The following is a 19,410-nucleotide window of genomic DNA, read 5'->3' as shown; positions in this document are numbered from 1 at the left end:
GAACCGATGGGATCCTGCCACAATGGCAGGCATGCACCGGATCGCGATCGTCTGTCAGCCCGGCATCCGCGCCTTCGACCTGGCCGTCATCACCGAGGTCTGGGGGCCCGACCGCAGCCGCGCCGGCGTCCCGCACTTCGAGCTGCGGCGCTGCGCCCTGGACACCGGGCCGATCGCCCTGCCCGGCGGGCTGACGCTGGCGCCCGACCGGGACCTGGACTGGCTGGCCCGCGCCGACCTGGTCGTCGTACCGGCGCTGTCCGAGCCGACCGACCCGACGCCCGAGCCCGTGTTGGCGGCCCTGCGGGAGGCCCACGCGCGGGGCGTGCCGGTGGCCTCGCTGTGTGCCGGGGCGTTCATCCTCGCCGAGGCCGGGCTGCTGGAGGGGCGCAGGGCCGTCACCCACTGGTGGCTCGCCCCCCGGTTGGCCGAGCGCCATCCCGGCGTGCTGGTCGAGGACGCCCCGCTGTTCGTGGAGGACTCGGGCATCTGGACGTCCGCCGGGGTGGCCTCCGGCATCGACCTGTGCCTGCACCTGGTCCGGGAGGCGCACGGTTCGGAGGTCGCCGCGGCCATCGCCCGGTCCATGGTGACGGGACCCTTCCGCACCGGGGACCACGCCCAGTACCTGGACCGGCCCACCCCCGCGGCGGACCGTACCGCCGAGGCGCTCGCGGCCGTGCGGGAACGGGCCCTGCGCCATCTGCACGAGCCCTTGGACGTGGCCACGCTGGCCCGTTGGGCCGGCATGTCGCCCCGCTCCTTCGCCCGGCACTTCGCGGCCGGGACGGGCACGACCCCGCACAAGTGGCTCCTGCGCCACCGCCTGGACGAGGCCCGCAAACTGCTGGAACGCACCGACCATCCGGTGGCGGAGGTGGCCCGCCGGGCCGGGTTCTCCGGCGAGGTGAACTTCCGCCAACGGTTCACCGCACACGTCGGCATGAGTCCGCGTGCGTATCGCGCGGAAGCCTCCGCCACCCCCAAACCGCGGCGACAGTGTTAGAAATGGCTCATGACCGGACGTTCGGGTCGACCCCGGGGATCACCGCCGGCGGGCCAACCATCGGGCCTGCTCGCGCGTCTCTCCCTGGCCCCGGGCAGTGTCGCCGGTCAGGTGTTCGCGTTGCAGGCCGTGATCGTGCTGATGTTGATCGCCGCGGCGGCGCTGGCGCTGGTGTTCCAGGCCCGGTACGACAGCCGGCAGGACGCCCGCAACCGCTCGCTGGCCGCCGCCGAGTCCTTCGCGCGCGCGCCCGGCCTGCCCGCCGCCCTCAGGAGTTCCGATCCGACGGCCGTGCTCCAGCCGCTGGCGGAGGGCGCCCGCAACGCCTCCGGGCTCGACTTCATCTCCGTCCTGAAGACCGACGGGGTGCGCTACACCGACTCCCGGCCCGAGCTGATCGGCCGGCGGGCCACCGGCGACCTCGATCGTGCCGTCCGGGGCGAGTCCTTCACCGAGACCTTCACGGGCGCCCCGAGCAGCGCCGTCCGCGCCGTGGTCCCGGTGCGGGACGCGAGCGGCGCGGTCGTCGGCCTCGTCGCCACCGGCATCGAGATCCAGAACGTCGGTGACGCGGTCGAGAACCAGCTCCCGCTGCTGATCGGCGCCGCGGTGGGCGCCCTGGTGCTCGGCACCGGCGGAGCCGCTCTCGTCAGCCGCCGACTGCGGCGCCAGACCAGCGGCCTGGGTCCCGCCGACATGGCGCGGATGAACGAGCACCACGAGGCGGTGCTGCACGCCGTGCGCGAGGGCGTGCTGATCATCGGGGCCGACCATCGACTGCAACTCGCCAACGACGAGGCCCGCCGGCTGTTGGGGCTGCCCCCCGACGCCGAGCAGCAGCACGTGGAAGACCTCGGACTGGACCCCCGTACGGCGGCCCTGCTGACGTCGGGGCGGGTGGTGACGGACGAGGTGCACCCGGCGGGCGACCGCCTGCTCGCGGTGAACGTCCGCCGTACCAAGCCGTACGCGGGGCGCCCCTCGGGCAGCGTGGTGACCCTGCGGGACTCCACCGAGCTCGCCGCGCTCTCCGGCCGGGCCGAGGTGGCCCGGGACCGGCTCCAGATGCTGTACGACGCCGGGGTGCGGATCGGTACCACCCTGGACGTGACGCGGACCGCGGAGGAACTGTCGGAGGTGGCCGTCCCCCGGTTCGCGGACTTCGTGACCGTCGAGCTGTTGGAACCGGTGCTGCACGGAGAGGAGCCCTCGGTGCCCACCGGGGCGTACACGCAGATGCGGCGGGCGGCCGTGTCGGGTGTCCGCACGGACCAGCCGCTCCAGCCGGTCGGGGACGTCATCCGGTTCGTCGTGCCGACGGCGCCGATGGCCGCGGCCCTCGCCGCGGGCAGCGCGGTGCTGGCCTCCGATCTGCGCACGGCCTTCGGCTGGCGGGCCCAGGACGCCGAGGGGACCCGGATCGCGTTGGAGTACGGGCTGCACTCGCTGATCTCCGTACCGCTCCAGGCCCGCGGGGTGGTCCTGGGAATGGCCAATTTCTGGCGGGCGGACACCCCCGAGGCCTTCGACGAGGAGGACCTGTCCTTCGCGGAGGAACTCGGCGCGCGGGCCGCGGTCTCCATCGACAACGCCCGCCGCTACACCCGCGAGCACGCCACCGCCGTGACGCTCCAGCGCAGCCTGCTCCCCCGGGTGCTGCCCGACCTGACCGCCGTGGACGTCGCTTTTCGGTACCTGCCGGCGAAGGCCGGGGTGGGCGGGGACTGGTTCGACGTGATCCCGCTGCCGGGGACGCGGGTGGCCCTGGTCGTCGGGGACGTGGTCGGGCACGGGGTGCACGCGGCGGCGACGATGGGACGCCTGCGCACCGCGGTCCACAACTTCTCCACCCTGGACATGCCGCCCGACGAGCTGCTCGGACACCTCGACGAGCTGATCGACCGGATCGACCGCAACGAGAACGACCTCGACGCGCAGGACGGCGAGCCCGTCGAGGAGGCCGCAGGGGTCACCGGCGCCACCTGCCTGTACGCGGTCTACGACCCTGTGTCGGGCCGCTGCACGCTGGCGAGCGCCGGGCATCCCGGGCCGGCGCTGGTCCACCCCGACGGCCGGGTGGAGTTCCCCGAGCTGCCGACCGGGCTGCCGCTGGGCGTGGGCGGGATGCCCTTCGAGACCACCGAGCTGATGCTGCCCGAGGGGAGCCGGCTCGCGCTGTTCACCGACGGCCTGCTGGAGGACCGCGACCGGGACTTCGACACCGGTCTGCGGCTGCTCGGCGAAACCCTGTCGCTGCCCGGACGCAGTCCCGACCAGGCGTGCGCCGACGTGCTGGCGACGCTGTTGTTCCCGGTGCCGAGCGACGACATCGCCCTCCTGATCGCCGACACCAGGCGGCTGGACGCCGGGCGGATCGCGGAATGGGACGTGCCCGGCGACACGGCGGCGGTGTCGCGGGTGCGCAACGCGGGCTCGGCGCAGATCGCCGCCTGGGGCCTGGAGGAGACCGCCTTCACGGCGGAGCTGATCCTCAGCGAGCTGATCACCAACGCCATCCGCTACGGGAGCGCGCCCGTCCGGGTGCGGCTGCTGCGCGACCGGACACTGATCATCGAGGTGTCGGACGGCAGCAGCACGTCCCCGCACCTGCGGTACGCGGCCACCACCGACGAGGGCGGCCGGGGGCTGTTCCTCGTCGCGCAGTACGCGGAGCGGTGGGGCACGCGGTACACCGAGCGGGGGAAGGTGATCTGGGCGGAGCTCCCGCTGACCGGGAACCCGGCGGAGCCGCTGGCGGCCCTCACGCTGGACCTGGACGAGCTGGAGGGCCTGGCCTGGTGACGGTGGCGCGGGGGCCCGGCGACGGAGCCGCGCCGCGTCACGCGGGCGGGGTGTGCGCCGTACGGGCCAGCAGGACGGCCACGTCGTCCTGCGGGGCGGCGGGCAGCAGGTCCAGGATCCCGTCGCAGAGCTGTTCCAGGGGCCGTCCCGCCTGCCCGAGGGCGCGGGCCAGCCGTTCCATTCCGTGGTCGAGGTCCGAGTCCCGGGACTCGATCAGACCGTCGGTGTACAGCGCCAGCAGGGTCCCCGGGGGCAACGACACCTCCTCGGTGCGGAAGTCCTGCCCGCCCGTGCCCAGCGGGGTCCCGGGCGGTCCGTCGAGGAAGGTGACCGTGCCGTCGGCGGTGACGACGGCGGGCGGCGGGTGGCCGGCGCGGGCGATCTCGCAGCCCCCGCCGGCCGGGTCGAGGACGGCGTACACGCAGGTGGCCATCTCGTCCTCGCCCAGGTCGGCGACCACCGCGTCGAGGGAGCGGAGCATCAGCGCGGGCGGCACGTCGTGCCGCGCGAGGGTCCGCACCGAGGTGCGGAGCTGGCCCATGACGGCCGCGGCGTGGATCCCGTGGCCCATCACGTCGCCGATGACCAGGCCGGTCCGTCCGCCGGCCAGCTGGATGACGTCGTACCAGTCGCCGCCCACGTCGTGGTCGCTGGCGGGCAGGTAGCGGCCGGTGAGTTCGAGGCCGGTGACCTCGGGGAGGGCGCTGTTGGTGAGGCTGCGCTGGAGCGTGAGGGCCGCCTGGCGCTGGGTGGTGTACATGCGGGCGTTGTCGATGTTGAGGGCGGCGCGGGCCACCAGCTCGTCGACGAGCACGCAGTCCTGCTCGTCGAAGGGCTCGCGTTCGCGCACCCGGGTCACGGCCACGGCGCCGAGCACCTTGCCGCGCGCGACCAGCGGGACCAGCCGCGCCGACCCCAGGGTGGCGAGGTAGTCGCGCAGGGGCTCGGCGCGCGGGTCGGTGATCAGCGCCGGGATGTCGGAGAGGTAGAGGTTCATGGGCCGGCCGTCGGAGATGACCCGTTCGTACACGGTCCCGACCGGGACCTGGAAGGTCTGCCCGGCGACGAGTTTCGCGGTGGGCGCGGTCGGGTCGGGGAAGCCGGCGGCCAGTCGGCGCAGGAGGCCGCGCGCGGAGGTCCCGCCGGTCGACTCGTCGGGGTCGAGGACGGCTTCCAGGAGCTGTACGTCGGCCGAGTCGGCGAGCTGGGGCACGAGCAGGTCGACGATCTCCCGGGCGGTCTGGCTGAGGTCGAGGGTGGTGCCGATGCGGGTGCCTGCCTCGGCGAGGAGGGCGAAGCGGGTCCGGGCGCGTTCGGCCTCCAGTTGGGCCCGCTGGCCCTCGGTGATGTCGATGAGGGAGGCGATCAGGCCGAGCCTGCGCCCGCTCCCGTCGAGCAACGGGGCGTACGAGCAGGACCACGTCCGGTCGTGGTCGGGGTCGGCGGGGGTGCGGCCGGTGCGGCGGACGTCGACGACGGCGGTGCCCCCGTCGAGGACCTGGCGCATCGTGGCCTCCAGGGCCACCGCGTTGACCCCGGGGACCACCTCGGTGAGGCGGCGGCCGAGGTGCGCCGCCGCGGAGACCCCGTTCATCCGGGCGAGGGCGTCGTTGACGCGCAGGAACCGCAGGTCGGGGCCGAGGGTGGCGAGGCCTATCGGGGACTGGGTGAAGAGGCTCTGGAGGGCGACGAGGGAGTCCCGCATGTGCAGGACGTCGGAGGTCTCCACGGCGATGAGCAGGGCGCCCGTGCGCCCCTGCGGGTCGGCGGCGGGCACGATCCACATCTCCATCGTCACGCGGTGCCCGTCCCGGTGGCGCACGGGAAGGGTTCCGACGACGGTCTCGCCCGCCTGGACCCGCCGGGTCAGGTCGTCGGCCAGCTCCCGGTTGGCGTCGGGGACCAGGACCGCGGTGCCGGGGCGGCCGAGGATGTCCTCGGGGCGGTGGCCGAGCAGGTCCTGTGCGGCCAGCGACCACTCCACGACGCGGCCGTCGGCGTCCTCCCGCCACAGGGCGATCGGCAGCAGCTCGCGGAGCACTCCCGCATAGCCGACCGTCGCCACCGGCGGGTCCGGCACCTCGCTCGTCGACCGGTAAGTGTCCAACGCACCGACCTCGTCGCTGGTGGGCCTGTTTCCTTCCGAATCACCCTAACCGAGGGCTCGCCCCGGGGCGCTGCGGTCGCACCGGGGCGGGGCGCCCCGACCGGGCGCCCCGGCGCGGCGGGGACGGTCGGGCCCGGACCCGCGGGCCGGGCCCGGGCCCCGTCAGAAGTCGGCGCGGACCAGCGCGTCGGCGCGGCCCACGGACTCCAGCTCCCAGGTCTTGCAGTAGAGGCGGCGGATGTACTCGATGTCGGCGTCCCGCGCCCGGGCCTCGCCCACCGGGTAGAGGACCGTCAGCTCGTAGGACTTCTCCCGGTTGATGTCGCCCTCCTTGTCCCGCCACTGGCCGCGGGCCTCCTGGAGGGTGAGGCCGGACGGGAAGCGGGGGGTGATCACGTCGGTGACGAACTTGTCGAACTGCGCCTCGGTGATCGGCGGGTTGCCGTTGTGCCGCCCGGTGCCGAAGTACAGGTGGGTGGACACGTAGGCGCTGCCCCGGCTGCCCGGCGCCAGTTCCTGGTTCGCCACCGAGGCGGCGACCGGCGACTGCGGGGCCGTGTCGGGCGCGGGGCTGCCGGCGGCGAAGAAGAGCACGGCCGCCGTGAGGACGGCCGCCGCCGCGGGCATGGATATTCGGATGTGGCGCATGTGATCCCTGTCTGTGTGTGGGTCGCGATGATGCCCGGGGAGTCCCGGTGATCCGGTGGAGGAGGGGTCTCAGGCCGGGCGGTCGCTCCGCGCCGCCGGTGCGGGCAGGCACTCCAGGAGGTGGGCCGCCGCGTCCTTGAGCGACGCGGGGACGCGCGTTCCTCGGCGCAGTCCGCTCGCGGCGCCCGCCAGGGTCCGGGTGGTGCGTGCGGAACCGATGGCGGCGGCGCGCGGGGCCAGGTCGGCCATGAGGTCCAGCGCCTCGGTCCATGCCCCGGCGCGGGCCAGGGCGGCGAGGAGTTCCGCGCCGAACAGGTGCCGGTAGGACGGTCCGGGGGCCGTGGCCGCCCGGTGCAGCAGGGGCAGGGCCCGGTCCCAGTCGCCCAGTCGGGCCAGGACCCAGCCCTCGTGTCCGAGCAGTTCGTTCTCGTCGATCCACCAGGCCCAGTGCGGGTCGTGCCGGGACAGGCCGTCGAGGAACCGGCTCCGGGCGCGCGAGATCAGTCGGCGGGCCTCGCGCCGGCTGCCCAGTACGGCGCTCGCGTGGGCCTGCCGGATGAGGACGAGGCTGTCCACCCGGGCGGGCAGGGGGCGCGGGCCGGCCACCCGGGCCGCCGTCTCCAGGGCGCCCCGGGGGTCCGCCTCGGCCGTCTGGAGCATGCTGTGGTTGAGCAGGGTGAGCCGCTGCGTCCAGCGGTCTCCGCAGAGCTCCGTCAGGGTGAGGGCGCGTGCGTTGGCGCGGTGGGCCTGCCGGTGGAGCCCCGCGTCGAAGAGGATCCAGCCGACGACCTCGCTCAGTTCGGCCAGGGCGGCGACCCGGTCGACGTCCCGGCCCCGCGGGGGCGCGGTGTCGCCCGACAGCTCGGGGAAGTCCCGCAGGGCCCGGCGTACGGCGGGCAGCGCGGCCGTCGCGCCCCGCGCGGCGTCCAGGGCCACGAGGCGTTCCACGGTGCGGGCGGCGGAGGGCGTCACGGCGTGCCGGTCCGCGTGGCGGGCAACCGGTCGTCCTGGCCCAGGGCGGTGAACGACGAGGCGACCCGGGTCAGCCACTGCACCTCTTCGCGGAAGTCCTCGTACGGCGGGCGCGCGGGGATCCCGGACGCGTCGTCCGGTTCGGTCCCCTCCTCGGGGGAACGGCTCAAAGCGGCCCGGACCTGGAGGGCCTCGCCGAGGGGCGAGGTCGGGTCGTCGGGGAGGTCGAGGGAGCGGGCGACCCGGGAGAACTCGTCGTAGGACAGCGAGGTGCGCAGCATCAGCTGCCCGTCGCGTATCTCGATGACGCGGCGGTAGAGGCTGTAGTGCAGGTCCCTGGGCGGGAGGAGGTCGCGCGGCCACGACCTGGGCGGGTCCAGCGCGATGTCGGGGAGGGCCTGGTGGAGGGCGCGCCACAGGGGGCGCAGGCACAGGTACGCGCGATAGCTGCGGACCCAGGCGCGTACGCGGGTGAGGTGGATCCCCCAGGAGGGGATGGTCCATCCGGTGACCTGGAGCAGGGCCCCGACGCTGCCGCACGTCCACTGGACGGGGTCGAGTGCCGCTCCGTCGAAGTCCAGTCGGGTGCCGGCGATCTGGATGCTCCGGGTGACGCAGTAGACCAGGATGAGGCTCGCGCCGAGGGTGACGGTGCGCATGCCGGCCGCGAGCCACGTCCGGTTGGCGACCTTGGTGAACCGCAGCGAGAGCCGCACGGTCTCCGCCTGCCCCACGGCGCAGATCAGCAGGTAGAAGAACATGTACAGCGCGTAGCGGCCGTCCTGGATGCTCAGCAGGATCGTCGAGGTCGCCGTCTCGGACTGGGCCACGGGGCCGACGGCGAAGGAGGCGACGACGAGCACGCAGAGCGCCGCGCCGAAGAACAGGACCCGCTGTCGGGCCATCCGGCGGGCCTGGTCGGGGGGCGCCGACCAGTGGACGAGCACGACCTGTTGCGCGGCGGTGAGGACGACCACCGCGGCCTGCGTGATCAGCGAGGTGATGTTGGGCAGGCCGAAGAAGTCCGATATGTGCAGGCGGAGTTGGTCCAGGTCGACGAGGAAGCTGATGCCGGAGCACAGGAAGTACACGCACAGCGCCCACAGCGCGACGTCGTGCCGTCGGCGCAGCAGGTCCGGGAGCCGGTAGGCGAACGCGGCGAGTCCGACGAAGGCGCAGACCCAGGCGAGGACGGTGTAGAGGGTGGTCACTGCTGGTCCGGCTTTCCGAGGCCGCGTTCGATGCGGGCGAGGACGTCGGCGGCCTCCTCCGGGACGGCCCAGGCCTGTTCGACCCAACGCTTCGTGGCCCGGGCCAGGATGAGGGAGGCCATGGTCTCGGCCTCCTGCTCCTCGCCGTCGCTGTAGCGGGAGCGCATGAGCGCGCCCTGTACGGCCGCGGGGTCGACGTCCGCGAACAGCGGACCGGATTCGACGCCGTCCAGCCGCACGGACCCCCGGTGCGCGAAGGCGATGTGGGCCAGCTCGTGGGCGATGATGTGTTCCTTGTGGGCGGGCGAGGCCGACTTCTCGAAGGCGACGACGTCGAAGTCGTCCAACTTCAGCCAGATGCCGAGGAGATGGCGTTCGGGGAAGGTCGTCGGAACGAGGTGGATGGGCCGCCCGCGCTGTTCGCTGAGGTACCCGTGGAGTTCCTCGATTCCGCAGCCGTGCTCCATGCCCCACTCCGCGAGCATCTCCTCGCAGGCGCGGCGGACCTTCTTGAGTCGCCGTCTGAGTTGCCTGTCCTCCGAGGCCGGTAACGCAGAGCCAGGCACCTTCATCCTCAGTCCTCCGGCGAAACTCGGCGGCCGCCCTCGCGGCCCGAGGTTCGTGATCCCCGGGCAGACAACGCGGTCATGATGCCACACGCACAACTCGCCGCCGCGTGGCGTGGGTTCCATCCGGCCACGCGCGAGCGCGGCCCGCCGTAGAGGGGCGACGGCGGGCCGGGCGGGCGTTTCGGGGAGCGACCGCTCCCCCGCGTCTACTGCCAGTCGTCCCAGGGGGCGTCGGCCTCGTCCATGTCGAAGGGCGGTTCTTCCTCGTCGTGCGGCGGCTCCGAGCGGTTCCGCGCCGGTGCGGGCGAGGACACCGAGGGGGCCGGGGCGTCCTGCGCCGCCGGCGGGGCGCCGCCCGATGCGGCCAGGGTGGCCAGGATGCCCTCGGCGTACTTCGTGAGCTTCGCCTCGCCGATGCCGTTGATCTCCCCCAGCTCGCCGGCGGTGCCGGGCAGCCGGGTCGCGATCTCCCGCAGCGTCGCGTCGTGGAAGACGACGTACGCCGGCACGCCCTGCTCCCGCGCGGTCTCGGCCCGCCAGGCGCGGAGCGCCTCGAAGAGCGGCACGGCGGCCGCGGGCAGGTCGACGGGCACGCGCGCGCCCTTCCCGGAACGGGACCCGGACTCCTTGCGGCCCGCGCCGGCCGGCGCGGCCTTCTCCTTGCGCAGCGGGACGGTGCGCCGGCCCCCCAGCACCTCGCCGCTGGCCTCGGTGAGGACCAGCGTGCCGTACTCGCCCTCCACGGCGAGCAGTCCGAGCGCGAGCAGTTGTCGTACGACCCCGCGCCACTCCGCGGTGCCGAGATCCGCGCCGACCCCGAACACCGAGAGGCCGTCGTGGTCGAACTGGATGACCTTCGCGGTCTTCTTCCCCTGGAGGATGTCGATGATCTGCCCGGCGCCGAACTTCTGCCGCCGCTCGTTGGCCAGCCGCCACACGGTGGACAGCAGCTTCTGCGAGGCGACCGTCCCGTCCCAGGACTCGGCCGGGGTCAGACAGGTGTCGCAGTTGCCGCAGGGCTCGCCGGACTGGCCGAAGTACGCCAGGAGCCGCATCCGCCGGCAGTCGACGGTCTCGCACAGCGCCAGCATCGCGTCCAGATGGGCCGCCAGCGAACGGCGGCGGGTGTCGTCGCCCTCGGAGCCCTCGATCAGCTTCCGCTGCTGGACCACGTCCTGGAGGCCGTACGCCAGCCAGGCCGTGGCCGGCTCGCCGTCACGGCCGGCGCGGCCGGTCTCCTGGTAGTAGCCCTCGACGGACTTCGGCAGGTCCAGGTGCGCCACGAACCGCACGTCCGGCTTGTCGATGCCCATGCCGAAGGCGATGGTGGCGACGACCACGACCCCGTCCTCGCGCAGGAACCGCGACTGGTTCGCCGCACGGGTGCGGGCGTCCATGCCCGCGTGGTAGGCCACGGCGTCGATGCCGTTCTCCGCCAGGGCCGCCGCCGTCTTCTCCACGGAGGAACGCGACAGGCAGTAGACGACCCCCGCGTCCCCGGGGTGCTCGGTGCGGATCAGGTCAAGCAGCTGCCGGAGCGGGTTGTTCTTGGGGACGATCCGGTACTGGATGTTCGGCCGGTCGAAGCTCGCGACGAAGTGCCGGCCCTCCTCCAGCCCCAGCCGCGTCGCGATCTCCCCGTGCGTCGCCTCGGTGGCCGTCGCGGTCAGCGCGATCCGCGGCACCTTGGGCCAGCGCTCGTGCAGCATCGACAGGGCGAGGTAGTCGGGGCGGAAGTCGTGACCCCACTGCGCCACACAGTGCGCCTCGTCGATCGCGAAGAGCGAGACCTTGCCCCGGTCGAGGAGCCGCTGCGTCCCCTCCGTGCGCAGCCGCTCGGGCGCCAGGTACAGCAGGTCCAGCTCGTCGGCGAGGAAGGCCTGCTCGACGCCGCGGCGCTCGTCCGCGTCCTGGGTGGAGTTGAGGAAGCCGGCCCGCACCCCGAGGGCGGTGAGGGCGTCCACCTGGTCCTGCATGAGCGCGATCAGGGGCGAGACCACCACGCCCGTGCCCTCTCTGACCAGCGCCGGGATCTGGTAGCAGAGCGATTTTCCGCCGCCGGTGGGCATCAGTACGAGCGCGTCGCCGCCGTCGACGACGTGCTGGATGATCTCCTGCTGCTCGCCGCGGAAGGAGTCGTAGCCGAAGACCCGGTGGAGCACCTGCAAGGCGTCGGGGATCTCAGTGGGCGCGTCCGAAAGGGTCATAGCGGAAGCCTAGCGACCGTCTCCGACACCGGGGTCCATGATCGGCCGGCCCGGTCCGTCCCCGGCCGACCGGCGGGGGACCGCCCGCGGGGGGCGGACCGGGTCGGGACACGGATCACAGGGCCGCGGCGAAGGTCTCGTACGCCTCGGTCCCGAAGAGCACGAAGCGGACCTCCTCCACCGAGGTGTCCGACGCCCGCACCGCCTCGATCGCGATCCGCGCGCCGTCGTCCATCGGCCAGCCGTAGATCCCGGTGGAGATGGCCGGGAAGGCGACCGTGCGGGCGCCCAGCTCGTCCGCGACCCGCAGCGACTCCCGGTAGCAGGACGCCAGCAGCTCCGAGCGGTCGTCGCCCGGGGACCAGACCGGTCCGACGGTGTGGATCACGTGCCGGGCCGGGAGCCGGCCCGCCGTCGTGGCGACGGCCCGGCCCGTCGGGAGGCCCTTGCCGTAGTGGGAGCGCCGCAGGTCCTCGCAGGCGGCGAGGATCTCCGGGCCGCCCCGCCGGTGGATGGCCCCGTCCGCTCCCCCGCCGCCGAGCAGCGAGGAATTGGCCGCGTTGACCACCGCGTCCACTTCCTCGGTGGTGATGTCCCCCCGGACGAGGGTGATGCGCGCGGACATCAGGCCTCCTTCCGCAGGTGACGCCAGACGGCCTTGGCCGCGTTGTGCCCCGACATCCCGTGGACCCCGGGGCCCGGCGGGGTGGCGGAGGAGCACAGGAACACCGCCGGGTGGGCGGTGGTGTACGGGGAGAGGCTGATCTTGGGGCGGAGCAGCAGTTGCAGGCCCGAGGCGGCGCCGCAGGCGATGTCCCCGCCGACGTAGTTGGCGTTGCGGGCGGCGAGCCGGGGCGGACCCGCGGTGGCGCGGGCCAGCACCAGGTCGCGGAACCCCGGGGCGAAGCGCTCCAGTTGGCGCTCGACGGCGTCGGTGAGGTCGCCCTCCCAGCCCGCCGGCACGTGCCCGTACGTCCAGAAGGTGTGCTTGCCCTCGGGGGCCCGGCCGGGATCGACGAGGCTGGGCTGGGCGGTGATCAGGAAGGGGGTACGGGGGGCCCGGCCGCCCGAGGCCAGTTGCAGGGCGGCGTCGATGTCGCGGGTGCGCGGGCCGATCTGTACGGTGCCGGCCCGGCGGGGTTCCTCGGCGGTCCAGGGCACCGGCCCGTCCAGGGCGTAGTCGATCTTGAACACGGAGGCGCCGTACCGGTAGCCGTCGTAGACGCGCCCCAGGCGGGCGATGCGGGCCAGCGCGGTCGGCGAGGTGTCGAAGACGTACGCGCGGGCCGGTGGCAGGTCGTCGAGCCGCTTGACCTCGAAGTCCGTGTGGACGCTTCCTCCGAGGTCGCGCAGGTACGCGGCGAGGGCGTCCGAAATGGACTGCGAACCGCCGCGCGGCATCGGCCAGCCGCCCGCGTGCGCGGCGAGGGCGAAGACCAGTCCGACCGCGCTGGTTCCGATGCCGCCGAGCGGGGCGATGACGTGGGCGACGAGCCCGGCGAACAGGGCGCGGGCCCGGTCGTCCCGGAAGCGGCGCAGCAGCCAGGTGGACGGCGGCAGCCCGTCCAGCCCGAACCGGGCCAGGGTGAGCGGGTCGCGGGGCAGCGCGGTCGAGGGCAGCGACATGAAGTCCCGTGCCAGGGTGTCCCATTTGCCGAGGTACGGCTGGACGAGCCGGCGGTAGGTGCCGGCGTCGCGGGGCCCGAAGGAGGCGGCCGTCTCCGCGACGGACCGGGACAGCACCGCGGCCGTGCCGTCGTCGAAGGGGTGCGCCATCGGCAGCGGGGCGTGCAGCCACTCCAGGCCGTACCGCTTGAGCGGCATCGTCGCGAACACCGGGGAGCCGGCGCCGAGCGGGTGCACGGCCGAGCAGGGGTCGTGCCGGAAGCCGGGGAGGGTGAGTTCCTCCGTCCGGGCTCCCCCGCCGACGGTCCCCTTCGCCTCGAACACGGCCACCGAGAAGCCGCGCCGGGCCAGTTCGACGGCGGCCGTCAGGCCGTTGGGCCCCGCCCCCACCACGACTGCGTCGAGAATCGACGACACTGACAGCTCCTTCGTCCGGCGGCGGCTCCGCCCACAGGATGCGGCATCACGTCCAGGATATGGGTCGCGCCCGCACGGATCCGGGGTGCGGCGGTGCGCTCACGCTCCGCGCAGGAGGTCGCGGACGCGGACGGCGGTGGCCTCGTCGCGGCCCACCGCGAACGGCAGCGCGTTGTCCCGGTCCACTCGGAAGGGGACCCCGTCGACCGTGGTCTGGGCGCCACCCGCCTCCGCGACCAGCAGCAGGCCCGCCGCGTGGTCCCACGCCGAGGGCCAGGTGAAGGCCAGGCCGTCCATCTCGCCGCGCGCCACCTTCAGGTACTCCAGGCCCGCCGAACCGCACGGCCGGGCCGCGACCCCGGGGACGTCGAGCCGGGCGAGCCGCCGCTTGTCCTCCTCCGAGGTGTACAGCGGGTGGGCGATGGCGATCCGCAGGTCGGCGCCGGGTTCCGGCGAACCGCTGTGGATGCGCGCGCCGTTGACGTGCGCGCCCTGTCCGCGCACGGCGGTGGCCAGTTCGTCCAGGGCAGGGGCGAAGGTCCAGGAGGCGAGGATCTCCCCGCGCACGGCCAGCGCCACCAGGGTGCAGAAGTTGGGGTCGCCGGCGACGAACTGCCGGGTGCCGTCGACGGGGTCCACGATCCAGACGGGCGCGTCGGCGCGCAGCGCCTCGTACACGGTGGGGTCGGCGTGCACCGCTTCCTCGCCGACCACCGCCGAGCCGGGCAGCAGCTTCGTCAGGGCGGCCGTCAGGTGCTCCTCGGCCCTGCGGTCGGCGACGGTCACGAGGTCGTGCGGGCCGCTCTTCTGGTCCACCTCGTGGTCCGCGAGCTGCCGGAACCTCGGCATGATCTCGACCGCGGCCGCCTCGCGGACGGCCTCCTCGACGGCGGACAGGTCATGGGCCAGGAATTCATCGATCATGCGCCCAGCAAAGCACGCCGGTCCGACAAACCCCACCGACGGTCCCCGACGGGCGCCCGGACACGGGGTGAAGCCGGGGTGAACCGGCCCGGTGGCGCTGCGGTGCGGGACGACCCGCGGGGGTCGCGAGTCGTCCCGCACCGGCGTCCTCCCCGGCCGGCCCGTCCCGTCGGCGCCGGCTCAGCCGGCGAGCACCGGGATGACGTGCTCTCCGTAGGCGTCGATCACGGCTTCGCGCGCGTCGTGCATGGCGTACACCGCGAACTGGTCGACGCCGAGGTCGCGCAGGGTGCGCAGTTTCTCGATGTGGGCCTCGGGCGGGCCCAGGAGACAGAACCGGTCGACGATCTCGTCGGGGACGAAGTCGGCGGACGGGTTCCCGGCGCGGCCGTGGTGGCTGTAGTCGTAGCCCTGGCGGGCCTTGACGTACTCGGTGAGGGCGTCCGGGACCATCGAGGAGTGCTCGCCGTACCGGGAGACGAGGTCGGCGACGTGGTTGCCGACCATGCCGCCGAACCAGCGGCACTGGTCGCGGGCGTGGTCCAGGTCCTCGCCGACGTAGGCCGGGGCGGCCACGCAGATGGTGATCGCGTTGGGGTCGCGGCCGGCCGCCGTGGCTGCCTCGCGGACCGACTTGACCATCCACTCGGTGAGGTAGGGGTCGGCGAGCTGGAGGATGAACCCGTCCGCCTTCTGGCCGGCGAGGGCCAGTGCCTTGGGTCCGTACGCGGCCATCCAGACGGGCAGTTCCCCGTCGCGGATCCACGGGATGCGCAGGCGTTGCCCGTCGACCTCGCTCTCGCGGCCCTCGGCGAGGTCGCGGATGACGTCGATGGCCTCACCGAGTCGGGCGAGGGTGTTGGGTTTGCGTCCGGCGACCCGCATCGCGGAGTCCCCGCGGCCGATCCCGCACACGGTGCGGTTGCCGTACATGTCGTTGAGGGTGGCGAAGGTGGAGGCGGTGACCTCCCAGGTGCGGGTTCCGGGGTTGGTGACCATCGGTCCGACGCGCATCAGCCGGGTGTGTTCGAGGATCTGGCTGTAGATGACGAACGGCTCCTGCCACAGCACGGCGGAGTCGAAGGTCCAGCCGTAGCGGAAGCCGTTGCGTTCGCCGCGGCGCATGAGGCTGACGACCCCGGAGGCGGGCGGGTCGGTTTGGAGGACGAGGCCGAAGTCCATGGGTCGGCTCCTTACAGGTACTGGCAGGTGGAGCGGGGGACGAAGGCCCCGTGGCCGGCTCGTCCCGTGTACTCGCGCCGGTCGATGACGAGTTCGCCGCGCGAGAGCACGGTGTCGACGCGTCCGGTGATCCGCTTGCCCTCGTACGCCGAGTAGTCCACGTTCATGTGATGCGTCTCGGCGGAGATGACCTGCTCGGCGTGCGGATCGTAGAGGACGATGTCGGCGTCGGCGCCCGGCGCGATGGTGCCCTTCTGCGGGTAGAGGCCGAACATCCGGGCCGGGCTCGCGCAGGCGATCTCGATCCAGCGGCGGCGGGTGATGTGTCCGTCGAGGACGGCCTGGTGGAGGAGGTCCATGCGGTTCTCCACGCCGGGCAGCCCGTTGGGGATCTTCGAGAAGTCCCCGCGGCCGAGCTCCTTCTGGCCGCGGAAGCAGAACGGACAGTGGTCGGTGGAGACCACCTGGAGGTCGTCGGTCCGCAGGCCCCGCCACAGGGCCGCCTGGTGTTCGCGGGGGCGCAGCGGCGTGGAGCAGACGTACTTGGCGCCCTGGAAGTCGGGCTCCGCGAGGTTGTCGGTGGACAGGAACAGGTACTGCGGGCAGGTCTCGCCGAAGACGGGCAGGCCCTTGTCGCGGGCGACGGCGAGTTCCGCCACCGCTTCCTCGGCCGAGACGTGGACCACGTACAGGGGGGAGCCGGCCACCCGGGCGAGCTGGATGGCGCGGTGGGTCGCCTCGGCTTCGAGGAGGACCTTGCGGACCTCGCCGTGGTGGCGGGGGTCGGTCTCCCCGCGGGCGAGGGCCTGTTCGACGAGGACGTCGATGGCGATGCCGTTCTCGGCGTGCATCATGATCAGTCCGCCGTTGCCGGAGGCCCGCTGCATGGCGCGCAGGATCTGCCCGTCGTCGCTGTAGAACACCCCGGGGTAGGCCATGAAGAGCTTGAAGGAGGTGATCCCCTCCCCCACCAGGAGGTCCATCTCCTTGAGGGTGCCCTCGTTGACGTCCGACAGGATCATGTGGAAGCCGTAGTCGACGGCGCAGTTGCCGTCGGCCTTGTCGTACCAGGTATCGAGGCCCTGGCGCAGGGACTGGCCCATCGTCTGCACCGCGAAGTCGACGATGGTGGTGGTGCCGCCCCACGCGGCGGCCCGGGTGCCCGTCTCGAAGGTGTCCGACGCGGCGGTCCCGCCGAAGGGCAGTTCCATGTGGGTGTGCGCGTCGACCCCGCCGGGGATGACGTACTTCCCGCTCGCGTCGATGGTGCGGTCCACCGTCGTGCGGTCTGGGGAGGCCCAGGCCTCGGCGGTGGCCGAGCCGTGGGCCGCGAGCGCCGCCACCCGGCCGTCCTCGATGAGGACGTCCGCGTGGAGCTCGTCGGCGGCCGTGATGACGAGGCCGTCGCGGATCAGCGTGCGGGTGGTCATGTACGTCTCCCCCGGAGGGCTAGAGGGCGGTGCGCAGGGCCTGTTCGAGGATGTCGGCGCCCTCTTCCGCCTCCGCGACGGTGAGGGACAGCGGCGGCGCGATGCGCAGCACGCTGGTGTCGTGCCCGCCGCCCTTGCCGAGCAGCAGGCCGCGTTCGCGGGCGGCTTCCAGTACGGCGGCGGCCGCTTCGGGGTCGGCGCGGTCGGTGCCGGGCTTCGTCAGCTCCAGGCCGGCCATCAGGCCCCGGCCGCGTACCTCGCGTACGGCGGGCACGCCGGCGGTGACGGCGCGCAGTCGCTCCAGGAGGAGGCCGCCGACGCGGCGGGCGTTGCCCTGGAGGTCGTGTTCCAGGAGGTACGAGAGGTTGGCGACGCCGGCGGCCATGGTGACCGGGGAGCCGCCGAAGGTGGAGATGGAGTTGGAGTCGACGCAGTTCATGACCTCGGCGCGGGCGACGACGCCGCCGATGGACATGCCGTTGCCGATGCCCTTGGCGAAGGTGAGGATGTCCGGCGGGCCGTTCTGGGCGTGCGCCTGCCATCCCCAGAAGTGTTCGCCGGTTCGGCCCCAGCCGGTCTGCACCTCGTCGCTGATCCAGAGGATGCCGTGCCGGTCGAGGACCTCGCGGAAGGCCCCGTACAGGCCGTCGGGCGGGGAGGTGAAGCCGCCGACGCCCTGGATGGGTTCCGCGATGAGCGCGGCGACCCCGCCGCGCGCCTGGCCGAGCACGTCTTCGAGGTCCGCGACGGCGGCGGCGGTGAACTCGGCGTCGGGCAGGGCCGCGAAGGGGCCCCGGGTGCGCACCGCGCCGTGGACGTAGTACGTCTGGAGCGGCGAGAGGCTGGTCGGGGACCAGCCCCGGTTGCCGGTGATCGAGACGGTGGAGAAGGACCGGCCGTGGTAGCTGTTGCGCATCGCCAGGATCTGGTTGGAGCGGCGGTACGACGTGGCGAGCAGCAGGGCGGTGTCGTTGGCCTCGGTGCCGGAGGTCGTGAAGAAGACCCGGGCGTCCGGGATGCCGGACAGGGCGGCGACGCGTTCGGCCAGTTCGACCATCGGCCGGTTCAGGTACAGGGTGGAGGAGTGGATGATCCGCCCGGCCTGTTCGGAGACGGCCTTGGTGACCTCGGGCAGGGCGTGGGCGGTCATCGTGGTGAGGATGCCGCCGAAGAAATCGAGGTAGCGGTTGCCGTCGGCGTCCCAGACGTGGCGGCCCTCGCCGTGCGTGAGCTCGATGGGACGGTCGTAGTAGAGCGCGAGCCAGTCGGGCATGACGGTGCGGTGGCGACTGTGCAGGGGGATCGGGTTGGTCACGGCTGTACGAGCCCTCCGTAGGCGTCGGGGCGGCGGTCGCGGTAGAAGGCCCACTGGTTGCGGACTTCCTCGATGAGGCCGAAGTCGAGGTCGCGGACGAGGAGTTCCTCCTCCTTGTCGCCGGCGACCTCCCCGACGAACTGACCGCGCGGGTCCACGAAGTAGCTGGTGCCGTAGAACTCGTTGTCCCCGTACTCCTCCTGGCCGACCCGGTTGATGGCGGCGACGAAGTACTCGTTGGCGACGGCGGAGGCGGGTTGTTCCAGCTGCCACAGGTAGGCGGACAGGCCTCGGGAGGTGGCGGACGGGTTGTAGACGAGCTGGGCGCCGGCCAGGCCCAGCGCACGCCATCCCTCGGGGAAGTGGCGGTCGTAGCAGATGTACACGCCGACCCGGCCGACGGCCGTGTCGAAGACGGGCCAGCCGAGGTTTCCGGGGCGGAAGTAGAACTTCTCCCAGAAGCCCTTGACCTGCGGGATGTGGTGCTTGCGGTACTTGCCGAGGTAGCTTCCGTCGGCGTCGATGACGGCGGCGGTGTTGTAGTAGAACCCCTCGGACTCCAACTCGAAGACCGGTACGACGATCACCATGCCGGTCTCGCGGGCGAGGTCCTGCATGCGGCGGATGGTCGGGCCGTCGGGGACGGCCTCGGCCCAGCGGTAGTGCTCCGCCTCCTGCACCTGGCAGAAGTACGGGGCGTTGAACACCTCCTGGAAGCCGATGATCTGCGCCCCTTGAGCGGCCGCCGCGCGGGCGTGCTCCTCGTGTTTGGCGATCATCGACTCGGTGTCTCCGGTCCAGGTGGCCTGGACGAGCGCGGCGCGGACGACTTGGGCCATGAGCTGCTCCTCGCGACGGGAACGCCGACTTCTACGCACGTAGACGGTGTGCGTAGGGAGTAGAACGTAGGCCTCGTCAAAGCGTGGGGCAAGAGCGCCTTGCGCGGTTGGAGTAGTCGATCGCACTACGTCGATAGGCGGTCATTTCCTGTCAT

The 19,410-nt window shown here is 73.0% G+C and carries 15 protein-coding genes; 2 read left to right on the top strand and 13 right to left on the bottom strand.

The window, feature by feature from the left end:
- Positions 1 to 22 precede the first annotated feature (22 nt).
- The gene (locus OTB19_RS01500; RefSeq protein ID WP_267796076.1) at positions 23 to 1,006 is read left to right on the top strand and encodes a GlxA family transcriptional regulator; all 984 of its coding nucleotides are present in this window, start codon (positions 23 to 25) and stop codon (positions 1,004 to 1,006) included.
- Between the two features lie 9 nt (positions 1,007 to 1,015).
- Positions 1,016 to 3,808: a SpoIIE family protein phosphatase gene (locus OTB19_RS01495; protein WP_267796075.1), complete on the top strand. Its 2,793-nt coding sequence runs from the start codon at positions 1,016 to 1,018 to the stop codon at positions 3,806 to 3,808.
- A 37-nt stretch (positions 3,809 to 3,845) separates the two neighbouring features.
- On the opposite strand, the gene OTB19_RS01490 is transcribed toward OTB19_RS01495, so the two are convergent.
- The 13 genes from OTB19_RS01490 to OTB19_RS01430 all read right to left on the bottom strand — a co-directional run bounded on the left by OTB19_RS01490 (position 3,846) and on the right by OTB19_RS01430 (position 19,255).
- Entirely contained in the window at positions 3,846 to 5,915 is a 2,070-nt protein-coding gene (locus OTB19_RS01490; protein ID WP_267796074.1) for a SpoIIE family protein phosphatase, read from the bottom strand.
- Positions 5,916 to 6,077: 162 nt separating this feature from the next.
- The gene (locus OTB19_RS01485) at positions 6,078 to 6,563 is read right to left on the bottom strand and encodes a DUF3574 domain-containing protein (protein ID WP_267796073.1); all 486 of its coding nucleotides are present in this window, start codon (positions 6,561 to 6,563) and stop codon (positions 6,078 to 6,080) included.
- A gap of 69 nt (positions 6,564 to 6,632) precedes the next feature.
- Positions 6,633 to 7,535: a DNA-binding protein gene (locus OTB19_RS01480; protein WP_267796072.1), complete on the bottom strand. Its 903-nt coding sequence runs from the start codon at positions 7,533 to 7,535 to the stop codon at positions 6,633 to 6,635.
- Entirely contained in the window at positions 7,532 to 8,746 is a 1,215-nt protein-coding gene (locus OTB19_RS01475) for an MAB_1171c family putative transporter (protein WP_267796071.1), read from the bottom strand. Before OTB19_RS01475 ends, OTB19_RS01480 begins: the two co-directional genes overlap by 4 nt.
- Entirely contained in the window at positions 8,743 to 9,312 is a 570-nt protein-coding gene (locus tag OTB19_RS01470) for a toxin (protein WP_267796070.1), read from the bottom strand. The genes OTB19_RS01475 and OTB19_RS01470 overlap by 4 nt, the downstream gene beginning before the upstream one ends.
- 209 nt (positions 9,313 to 9,521) lie before the next feature.
- Positions 9,522 to 11,522, bottom strand: coding sequence for a DNA helicase RecQ (gene recQ / locus OTB19_RS01465; RefSeq protein ID WP_267796069.1), 2,001 nt, complete (start codon positions 11,520 to 11,522; stop codon positions 9,522 to 9,524).
- A 115-nt stretch (positions 11,523 to 11,637) separates the two neighbouring features.
- Positions 11,638 to 12,147: an O-acetyl-ADP-ribose deacetylase gene (locus tag OTB19_RS01460; RefSeq protein WP_267796068.1), complete on the bottom strand. Its 510-nt coding sequence runs from the start codon at positions 12,145 to 12,147 to the stop codon at positions 11,638 to 11,640.
- Complete coding sequence (locus OTB19_RS01455; RefSeq protein WP_267796128.1) at positions 12,147 to 13,571, bottom strand: phytoene desaturase family protein; 1,425 nt, start codon at positions 13,569 to 13,571, stop codon at positions 12,147 to 12,149. Before OTB19_RS01455 ends, OTB19_RS01460 begins: the two co-directional genes overlap by 1 nt.
- Positions 13,572 to 13,664: 93 nt before the next feature.
- Positions 13,665 to 14,489, bottom strand: coding sequence for an inositol monophosphatase family protein (locus OTB19_RS01450; protein WP_267796067.1), 825 nt, complete (start codon positions 14,487 to 14,489; stop codon positions 13,665 to 13,667).
- Positions 14,490 to 14,669: 180 nt separating this feature from the next.
- Entirely contained in the window at positions 14,670 to 15,671 is a 1,002-nt protein-coding gene (locus tag OTB19_RS01445; RefSeq protein WP_267796066.1) for a TIGR03842 family LLM class F420-dependent oxidoreductase, read from the bottom strand.
- Between the two features lie 11 nt (positions 15,672 to 15,682).
- The gene (gene hydA, locus OTB19_RS01440; protein ID WP_267796065.1) at positions 15,683 to 17,101 is read right to left on the bottom strand and encodes a dihydropyrimidinase; all 1,419 of its coding nucleotides are present in this window, start codon (positions 17,099 to 17,101) and stop codon (positions 15,683 to 15,685) included.
- A 19-nt stretch (positions 17,102 to 17,120) separates the two neighbouring features.
- The gene (locus OTB19_RS01435) at positions 17,121 to 18,374 is read right to left on the bottom strand and encodes an aspartate aminotransferase family protein (RefSeq protein WP_267796127.1); all 1,254 of its coding nucleotides are present in this window, start codon (positions 18,372 to 18,374) and stop codon (positions 17,121 to 17,123) included.
- A 38-nt stretch (positions 18,375 to 18,412) separates the two neighbouring features.
- Entirely contained in the window at positions 18,413 to 19,255 is an 843-nt protein-coding gene (locus OTB19_RS01430; RefSeq protein ID WP_053681745.1) for a nitrilase-related carbon-nitrogen hydrolase, read from the bottom strand.
- Between the last annotated feature and the right edge of the window lie 155 nt (positions 19,256 to 19,410).

Origin of the sequence: Streptomyces sp. H27-H5, assembly GCF_026627505.1 — a bacterium.
Classification (GTDB): domain Bacteria; phylum Actinomycetota; class Actinomycetes; order Streptomycetales; family Streptomycetaceae; genus Streptomyces.
Note: the sequence above shows the minus strand (reverse complement) of the source record. Positions and strands in the feature narration are given on the sequence as shown.

Coding starts and splice junctions, on each gene's coding strand:
- OTB19_RS01485 (WP_267796073.1), bottom strand. CDS start 6,563: ATGCGCCACATCCGAATATCCATGCCCGCGGCGGCGGCCGTCCTCACG.
- recQ (WP_267796069.1), bottom strand. CDS start 11,522: ATGACCCTTTCGGACGCGCCCACTGAGATCCCCGACGCCTTGCAGGTG.
- OTB19_RS01500 (WP_267796076.1), top strand. CDS start 23: ATGGCAGGCATGCACCGGATCGCGATCGTCTGTCAGCCCGGCATCCGC.
- OTB19_RS01435 (WP_267796127.1), bottom strand. CDS start 18,374: ATGCCCGACTGGCTCGCGCTCTACTACGACCGTCCCATCGAGCTCACG.
- OTB19_RS01445 (WP_267796066.1), bottom strand. CDS start 15,671: ATGGACTTCGGCCTCGTCCTCCAAACCGACCCGCCCGCCTCCGGGGTC.
- OTB19_RS01450 (WP_267796067.1), bottom strand. CDS start 14,489: ATGATCGATGAATTCCTGGCCCATGACCTGTCCGCCGTCGAGGAGGCC.
- hydA (WP_267796065.1), bottom strand. CDS start 17,101: ATGACCACCCGCACGCTGATCCGCGACGGCCTCGTCATCACGGCCGCC.
- OTB19_RS01430 (WP_053681745.1), bottom strand. CDS start 19,255: ATGGCCCAAGTCGTCCGCGCCGCGCTCGTCCAGGCCACCTGGACCGGA.
- OTB19_RS01460 (WP_267796068.1), bottom strand. CDS start 12,147: ATGTCCGCGCGCATCACCCTCGTCCGGGGGGACATCACCACCGAGGAA.
- OTB19_RS01495 (WP_267796075.1), top strand. CDS start 1,016: ATGACCGGACGTTCGGGTCGACCCCGGGGATCACCGCCGGCGGGCCAA.